The following is a 2,055-nucleotide window of genomic DNA, read 5'->3' on the forward strand; positions in this document are numbered from 1 at the left end:
GTCTGATCATGATCGACTACCTGCAACTGATGCAGATCCCGGGTTCCAGCGGCGACAACCGGACCAACGAGATTTCCGAGATCTCCCGTTCCCTGAAAGCCCTGGCCAAGGAGTTCAACTGTCCGGTAGTGGCGTTGTCCCAGCTCAACCGTTCCCTCGAACAGCGGCCGAACAAGCGGCCAGTGAACTCCGACTTGCGGGAATCCGGAGCGATCGAGCAGGACGCCGACGTCATCATGTTCGTGTACCGGGACGAGGTGTATCACCCGGAGACCGAGCATAAAGGCATCGCCGAGATCATCATCGGTAAGCAGCGGAACGGCCCGATCGGCTTTATCCGCCTGGCCTTCATCGGTAAATACACCCGATTCGAAAACCTCGCGCCGGGCAGCTATAACTTCGACGACGACGAGTAAGTTATTTGTCGTCTGAGTTGGCCCCTTCGCGAGCAGGCTCGCTCCCACCCTGGAATGCGTTCCTCTGTGGGAGCGAGCCTGCTCGCGATAGGGGCGACACCAATTTCCGACCATAGCCGTCGGAATTGGTTAAATTTTGTGCTATATTCCGCGCCCGCGATTTTTCATCTCAACACCGGTCATCGTCATGCAAACAGCCAAGCCGTTATTTGACTATCCCAAGTACTGGGCCGAATGTTTCGGACCAGCGCCATTCCTGCCAATGAGCAGGGAGGAGATGGATCAGCTCGGCTGGGATTCCTGCGACATCATCATCGTCACCGGTGATGCGTACGTTGACCACCCGTCGTTTGGCATGGCAATCATCGGCCGGCTGCTGGAGTCCCAGGGCTTTCGCGTCGGGATCATTGCCCAGCCAAACTGGCAGTCCAAAGACGACTTCATGAAGCTCGGCGAGCCGAACCTGTTTTTCGGTGTCGCGGCCGGCAACATGGACTCGATGATCAACCGCTACACCGCCGACAAGAAAATCCGTTCCGATGACGCCTACACCCCTGGTGGCCTGGCGGGCAAACGTCCGGATCGCGCCAGCCTGGTTTACAGCCAGCGCTGCAAGGAAGCCTACAAGAACGTGCCGATTGTCCTCGGTGGCATCGAAGCTTCCCTGCGTCGTATCGCGCACTACGATTACTGGCAGGACCGGGTGCGCAACTCGATCCTGATCGACGCCTGCGCCGACATCCTCCTGTACGGCAACGCCGAGCGGGCGATCGTCGAAGTTGCCCAGYGTCTGTCCTACGGTCACAAGATCGAAGACATCACCGACGTGCGCGGCACCGCGTTCATTCGTCGTGATACGCCGCAAGGCTGGTACGAAGTCGACTCCACGCGCATTGACCGTCCGGGCAAGATCGACAAGATCATCAACCCGTACGTCAACACCCAGGACACTCAGGCCTGCGCCATCGAGCAGGAAAAGGGCCCGGTCGAGGACCCGCAGGAAGCCAAAGTTGTACAAATCCTGGCAAGCCCGCGGATGACCCGTGACAAGACCGTGATCCGTCTGCCGTCGGTAGAAAAGGTTCGAAACGACGCCGTTCTGTACGCCCACGCCAACCGCGTGCTGCACCTGGAAACCAACCCGGGCAACGCCCGCGCGCTGGTTCAGAAGCATGGCGAAGTCGATGTCTGGTTCAACCCGCCACCGATTCCAATGACCACCGAAGAAATGGACTACGTGTTCGGCATGCCTTACGCCCGTATTCCGCACCCGGCGTATGGCAAGGAGAAGATCCCGGCCTACGAGATGATCCGTTTCTCGGTGAACATCATGCGCGGCTGCTTCGGCGGCTGTACCTTCTGCTCGATTACCGAGCACGAAGGCCGGATTATCCAGAACCGCTCCGAAGAGTCGATCATTCGCGAGATCGAAGAGATCCGTGACAAAGTGCCAGGCTTTACCGGCGTGATCTCCGACCTCGGTGGGCCGACCGCGAACATGTACCGCATTGCCTGCAAGAGCCCGGAAATCGAATCCGCGTGCCGCAAGCCGTCGTGCGTGTTCCCCGGCATTTGCCCGAACCTCAACACCGACCACTCGTCGCTGATCCAGCTGTATCGCAGCGCCCGTGCCTTGCCG

2 protein-coding genes are annotated in these 2,055 nt (G+C 59.2%); both read left to right on the forward strand.

Features of this window, described 5'->3' with window-relative positions:
* On the forward strand, nt 1-416 hold a 416-nt coding region (locus AC1DH9_RS28055), incomplete at its 5' end, for a DnaB-like helicase C-terminal domain-containing protein (RefSeq protein ID WP_477809228.1).
* Between the two features lie 187 nt (nt 417-603).
* Nucleotides 604-2,055, forward strand: a 1,452-nt coding sequence (locus AC1DH9_RS28060; protein ID WP_477809229.1) for a YgiQ family radical SAM protein, incomplete at its 3' end; no start/stop codon positions are given.

The organism is Pseudomonas sp. 05T35, from assembly GCF_056396605.1.